Genomic DNA, 5,613 nt, shown 5'->3' with positions numbered 1-5,613 from the left:
GGCGCCCACCCGCCGATCCCGGTCGGGAGGAAGCCGCGTTCCTCACCGGGCGGCATCCGTGCGGTGGGCTCGACGACTGGTGTCGTCCGGTTGACCGGGAGGTCGCGGCAGCGGCTCGCTGAAGTGGTAGGCCGCAATCCGCGCGTCGTGCTGGGCGTTGAGCAGGTGGATCCAGCGCATTCCGATACCCGTCGCGAGGATGATCAGCGCGATGACGACGATGGTCTCCACGGAGCTCACCGCCAGCCCTTTCCGCGCAGCGGGAGCGTGCCTTGGCCAATCGGGCTGCCGAAGGGGGACATGCAGGCCCCGCCTTCGCTCTCCCAGCCGGTTTCCTGCCGTTGGACGTCCCGGATGCCACGCCCTATGGCGGCTTCGTTGGCCATCAGTGTCGCGGCGGTGAGGACACTGCCGGGGATCGCCGCGGCGGCCATCAGACGGGCCGCGGCGGCGGGTGCGGTCTCGGGCGGGATGACGAGGAGGTCCCAGCGGCCGACGGTGTAGGAGAGCAGGATCAGCTTGTCCGGGTCTTGTTCGGTGAACCAGCCCACGTGCAGCGCCCGCCCGTCCAGCGGAATCGTGTGCGGGACGACGGGCCACCGGTCGGGGTTCACGGTGACGCGGGTGATGCGCCCCCAGGGCTCTTCCAAGGCGGCGGCCAGCGCGGGGAGCTCGACTTCGAGGTCGCGGGAGTGGGGCCACCAGGCCCCGTCCAGCTGGCCGGCGAGGGCGGTCTTCGGGGTGAGGGACAAGCGTGCCGGGAGCTCTGCGGCGAGGTCGCGGGGCGCGGTCCGACGGAGGGTGGTGGTCATGATGCGGACCTGCCCCCGGACTGCCCGTCGGCAGCCCGGCTTTTAGGCGATCGCCGGAAATGACACCCGCTTGAAAGCCGGTGTGCGAAGTACTCCCGGTGCTTTCACTGTACGCCTGTTCGGTGGAAGATGACCGGCGTGACCAGGTATTTTCCGGCGGGCGGTGGAGCGGGCGGCGGGAGTATCGTGAAACGACGGCAGGCTCGCGCGCGTCTCCGGCCGGGCACCGCGTCGGCATCGGCATCGGTGCCGACCTGCGACGAGGTATGGCCATACTCCGTAGACGGGCGGACCCACATGGCTGACTCCGACACCCCCCGCACTCCCCCACTGCTCCTGCCGGATGCGATCCACCAGGCGATCAAACCCGGTACGGCCCTGTTGCGGCTGGAGACCACGCGGTCCCGGGAGGGGCTCCTGGACGGCGCGTGGTGGCCGCGTACGCGCGACATCGAGACCGAGCTGCCTGCGCTGATCAGCGTGTTGACCGGGCATCTAGGACCGATCACCCGTGTGGGCGTGGACGTGTCCGCCTGGAACGGCCTCCCGACCCGCCTGGTCATCGACGACCAGGTCGTGCACCTCGACTCCGACCCGGTCGGTGACGACACCGTCCTCATCACCCGCGGCGACAACGACCACTTCGCGCTGCTGGTGGTTCCCCCGGACACCACCGCCGACGCCGCCCGCGAAGCGATGGCCCGCGCCGTCCGCGCCGACAACATCACGCGGGCCGCTCAGATCCTCATCGCCACCACGCCAGAGCCCGGGGACGGCGCCGCCGCCGACGTGGCAGCCCGATCCTGAAGCCTCAGGGGCTGGACCGGCCGGGCTCTGGGTGTGGGGGTGAGCGGCGCTCTGGTCAGAACGTCTCGTCGTGCAGGTCCTCTTCGCGCAGCAGGTCGTCCTCGCGGCGGCGCGAGGTCTCCTTCTGCCCCTGCTTCTGCCTCTGCTCGCGGGACGACTTGCCCGGCTGGGGGTGCGCGGGGTCTCCGGGGCGCTGGTGCTCCTGCGCCTCGCGGCCCGTGCCCGGCTCCTGACGCTTGTCCTGCGTACCGTCCATGATGGTTGCTCCTTTTGCTGTGTGGGGTCGGAGTTCCTCTCGGATCACGCTGACACGCACGGTGACGGGCTGCATCATTTCGACTACGGAGCGGGGCGCACGGGTGACGCCCGTCCCCGATGTGGCGCCGTCGGCAGGCGGCCATCCCTTCGGCGTCGGGGATGGGCGCGGCCTCGACTTCGCCGGAGCGCTCGCCGCCGACCCCCTGGCCCCGAGCAGGTGCGCGCCGTACCTGCGGGCGAACCCGAGGCCGTCTTCGCTCGCCAGCCGTTGGCAGTCGGTGATCGAATCGCCGGTGAACATCACGACTCCGTCGCCCGATCACCTCTGGGCTGGCACCGGCGGCGAGCGGCGGGCCTGCCCGGGTGAAGTGCAAAAGTGCGGGGGTCAGGGGCAGGTCTCTTCGGTCTTGGCAACGGTGAAGGCGACGGGCTGGCCGGTGAGCGCCGCGCCGGCGGCAGGGGTTTGGCTGCACACCTTCCAGTTCGACTCCTGGAGGACCATGCGGCTCTGCACCGCGTCCTTCACGCTGATGCTGGCGTTGGCGGGGAGCGCGCCGCGGACGGCCTTCATGCCCTGGCCGACGAAGTTCGGCATGCTGTCGCCGGCCGGCTTGGGGGCGGGCGCATCGGTCGCGGGGCAGGTCTCTTCGAGCTTGACCGCGCCGAAGTCGATGGTGGTTCCGGTGTCGATGCCCGCGCCGGCGGCCGGGGCCTGCGAGCACACCTTCCAGTTCCGATCGAGGGCTTGGAGCCGGTCGCGGCCGAGCGCGTCGTGGGACTTGAGGGCGAAGAAGCCTGCGGCCTGCGCCTCGTCCTGGGCGGTTTGGAGGCCCTTGCCGACGAGGTTGGGGAGCGTGGCGGTCTTCGTGCGGGGCGCCCTGCTCGTGGGCGCCGCCGGGGTGGTGGGTGCCGCGCTCGGGCCGCCGGCGGGCTTGTCCGAGGCGGGGGCGCTCTGCGGGTCGCAGGCGGTGAGGGTGAGGGCGGCGGCTGCCGCGAGCACGGCGAGGGCGTGGTGTGTGCGCATCGCGCCATATTCGCGGGGGTGCGGCCGTTGTGTGCGGGCTGTGACCAGTCTGTGACGCGCGAGAGCCGGGCTCCCCTCGCAGCGCACGCCGTACACATCTTGCGTACGTCGTTCCATTGTGCGTACAGTGTACGCATCGAGGGAACGGACGTCGTACGCACCAGATGGGAGCAGACATGTCGGAGAACGTGAGCTGGGACGAGCAGGGCAGCTGGGACGCCACGGGCGCGTGGGGGTCGCGGGATTCCGCGGGCCGGAAGCTGGACCTCGCCCACTGGCAGGCCCGCCTCGACGCACTGCGCGCCAAGCACCACGTCCCGGGCGCGTCCCTCGCGCTCCTCGTCGACGGGACCGTCCACGAGCTGGCCAGCGGCGTGCTGCACCGTGGGACGGGCGTGGAGGCGACGACCGACTCGGTCTTCCAGATGGGATCGATAGCCAAGATCTACACCGCCACCCTGATCATGCGGCTCGCCGAATCCGGTGAACTGGACCTGGACGCCCCGGTCGTGGACGTACTGCCGGAGTTCTCGGTCGCCGACCCCGAGGCGACCAGGGCGATCACCACACGCCAGCTGCTCAGCCACACCGGCGGTCTCACCTGCGACTTCACCCACGACAGCGGGCGCGGCGACGACTGCCTCGCCAAGTACGTCGAGGCCGCTAAGGGTGTGGCCCTCGACTGCCCGCCCGGCACCGTGATCTCCTACAGCAGCGTCGGCTACAACGTGCTCGGCCGGATCATCGAGGTGGTGACCGGCAAGGTCTGGGACCAGGCGCTGAAGGACCTGCTTCTGACCCCGCTCGGCCTCACGCACACCATGACGCTGCCCGAGGAGGCGCTGCGGTTCCGCGCGGCGATGGGGCACCTGGGCGAGCCGGGCCAGGCCCCGGACCCGGCGCCGGAATGGGACATGATGCCGCGCTCGGCAGGCCCCTACGGCAGGGTCATCGCCACCGCCGGAGACCTCGCCCGGCTCGCACGGATGCACCTGGCCGGCGGCGTGGCCGAGGACGGCAACCGCGTGCTCTCGCAGGAGACGGTCGCGCTAATGCAGCACCGGGTGGTGGACTGTCCCGACAAGTGGACGGTCAGCTCGGACGGCTGGGGCCTGGGCTGGACCCTGTACGACTGGAACGGCGTCCGGGGATACGGGCACGACGGCGCCTCCATCGGGCAGTACGCCTACCTGCGCGTGGTGCCGTCGGCGGGCGTCGCGGTCGCGCTGCTCACCAACGGCGGTGGCGCACGGGAGGTGTACGCGACGCTCTACCGCGAACTCCTCGCCGAACTCGCCGGGGTGACCATGCCGGAGCCCTTCACCCCGCCCGCCCAGCCGCCCGCGGTCGACTTCGCGCCGCTGGTCGGCACGTACCGGCGCGAGGGCGTGGTCATCACGGTGACCGAGCGGGACGGCGCCGGCCACGCGCTGTACGAATTCGTCGACGGCATGAAGGACTTCTCCGAACCCCTTCAAATCGATCTGCTGCCCGTGACGGAGACGGTCTTCGCCGGTACCGGGGTGGGCGCGGCATTCAGCGAGGACTACATGCCCGTGGTCTTCTCCACGCTGCCCGACGGCACGGGCTGCGTCTACATCGGCATGCGCTGCGGCCCCAAGGTCGCGTGACACGGCCGCGCCGGCCGGGGCGCAGGGTTTGACCCGGGTGCGGATGGCCTCCCTGGGCTGTGGGGCGGGTGACGCTTGCTGTTGTCGCATGCGGAGCTGAGGGGTGGGGAAACGGTCGAAGAGCCGGTGACAACAAGCCTGCCCCCTGTGACATCTACGGTGCTTCGGCTCAGCACACGACACCCCAACACCCGGCCCCGGCCAGGACCATGCGGCCATGCGGCCATGCTGCTGCCCAGCCCCCACACCGCAGAAGCCGAGTCCAAGGACCGCAACGGCAGCACCTTGAACCCGGCCCCAAGGTGACCGCCAAGGGCGACCAGCGGAGCGCCAGCCCCAGGGGTTAGTTCTCCAGGCGGACAGGCATCAGCAGCGAAAAGGCCTCCTCGGTGTCGGTACGGCGGATCGCCAGCGGCGCCGTAGAGGTACCGAACTCCAGAATCAGCTGGTCCCGGGCTCCGGCGGCAAGGGCATGCAGCAGGAAGTCACGGTTGACGGCGACGTGGTCCTGGCCGTCGTCACCGTGTTCGCAGACGGTCACCACGCCGTCGGCAGCCACCTTGAGCACGCTGAGGTCACAGGACACGCCATCCTGCTCGCGCACCTCGCTCGCACGGACGGGGCCGGTTTCCACCGCCTCCCGGAAAGCCGGGACATCGACGAGGGCACGGCGCCCCGCAGGCAGCCGAACGAGGCGACGGTAATCAGGGAAGTCGTGATCGAGACACTGGCCGGCCGCCTGACGGCCCCCCGTCTCCAAGGTCACGCGGTCACCGTCCACGGTGAGCTGGACGGATGCGTCGTCACTCAGCAGTGCCCGCATCGCGTCGGCGAGCGGGGACGGCACGATGACCTGCACACGGGGCCCGCCATGCCCGGCCGCACCGGCCTGCGCGACAGCCATCCGGTACCGGTCCGTGGCCACGACATGGAGCGCCTCACCCTCGATGTCGAACAGGACACCGCGGAGCATCGGCAGCTCCGGGTCGGTACTGGCGGCGAACCGGACCGCGTCCAACGCGGCGGCCAGCTCGGGTGCGGAGACAGCCAGCCGGACGGGGGCGGTGCGGAGCGGAGTCAT

At 70.9% G+C, this 5,613-nt stretch carries 7 protein-coding genes; 2 read left to right on the top strand and 5 right to left on the bottom strand.

All coding sequences use genetic code 11. The annotated features are described in order from the left end of the window. Window positions 1-42: 42 nt before the first annotated feature. Both ACFV0Q_RS37555 and ACFV0Q_RS37550 read right to left on the bottom strand, forming a co-directional pair. Window positions 43-231, bottom strand: coding sequence for a hypothetical protein (locus ACFV0Q_RS37555; protein ID WP_385011984.1), 189 nt, complete (start codon window positions 229-231; stop codon window positions 43-45). Between the two features lie 5 nt (window positions 232-236). Continuing rightward, window positions 237-812, bottom strand: coding sequence for a DUF5994 family protein (locus ACFV0Q_RS37550; protein WP_385011982.1), 576 nt, complete (start codon window positions 810-812; stop codon window positions 237-239). 297 nt (window positions 813-1,109) lie between these two features. On the opposite strand from ACFV0Q_RS37550, the gene ACFV0Q_RS37545 reads away from it, so the two are divergent. Then, a complete protein-coding gene (locus ACFV0Q_RS37545; protein ID WP_385011980.1) occupies window positions 1,110-1,619 on the top strand; it encodes a DUF5994 family protein in 510 nt (169 codons plus the stop codon). Window positions 1,620-1,674: 55 nt separating this feature from the next. Here ACFV0Q_RS37545 and ACFV0Q_RS37540 read toward each other — a convergent pair whose 3' ends face one another. Then, window positions 1,675-1,875, bottom strand: coding sequence for a hypothetical protein (locus ACFV0Q_RS37540; protein ID WP_385011978.1), 201 nt, complete (start codon window positions 1,873-1,875; stop codon window positions 1,675-1,677). Between the two features lie 387 nt (window positions 1,876-2,262). Next, the gene (locus tag ACFV0Q_RS37535) at window positions 2,263-2,901 is read right to left on the bottom strand and encodes a hypothetical protein (protein WP_385011977.1); all 639 of its coding nucleotides are present in this window, start codon (window positions 2,899-2,901) and stop codon (window positions 2,263-2,265) included. Between the two features lie 176 nt (window positions 2,902-3,077). Here ACFV0Q_RS37535 and ACFV0Q_RS37530 point away from each other — a divergent pair, with 176 nt between their 5' ends. Further along, the gene (locus ACFV0Q_RS37530; protein WP_385011976.1) at window positions 3,078-4,532 is read left to right on the top strand and encodes a serine hydrolase domain-containing protein; all 1,455 of its coding nucleotides are present in this window, start codon (window positions 3,078-3,080) and stop codon (window positions 4,530-4,532) included. A gap of 343 nt (window positions 4,533-4,875) precedes the next feature. Here the strand turns inward: ACFV0Q_RS37530 and ACFV0Q_RS37525 are convergent. Then, on the bottom strand, window positions 4,876-5,613 hold a 738-nt coding region (locus tag ACFV0Q_RS37525), incomplete at its 5' end, for a DNA polymerase III subunit beta (RefSeq protein ID WP_385011974.1).

It is taken from the genome of Streptomyces sp. NPDC059564 (genome assembly GCF_042735575.1).
Taxonomy (GTDB): domain Bacteria; phylum Actinomycetota; class Actinomycetes; order Streptomycetales; family Streptomycetaceae; genus Streptomyces.
This window is presented reverse-complemented; position numbering and strand designations above follow the sequence as displayed.

Excerpts from the sequence above, each read along its gene's own strand:
- ACFV0Q_RS37550 (WP_385011982.1), bottom strand. The coding sequence starts at position 812 with ATGACCACCACCCTCCGTCGGACCGCGCCCCGCGACCTCGCCGCAGAG.
- ACFV0Q_RS37530 (WP_385011976.1), top strand. The coding sequence starts at position 3,078 with ATGTCGGAGAACGTGAGCTGGGACGAGCAGGGCAGCTGGGACGCCACG.
- ACFV0Q_RS37535 (WP_385011977.1), bottom strand. The coding sequence starts at position 2,901 with ATGCGCACACACCACGCCCTCGCCGTGCTCGCGGCAGCCGCCGCCCTC.
- ACFV0Q_RS37545 (WP_385011980.1), top strand. The coding sequence starts at position 1,110 with ATGGCTGACTCCGACACCCCCCGCACTCCCCCACTGCTCCTGCCGGAT.
- ACFV0Q_RS37540 (WP_385011978.1), bottom strand. The coding sequence starts at position 1,875 with ATGGACGGTACGCAGGACAAGCGTCAGGAGCCGGGCACGGGCCGCGAG.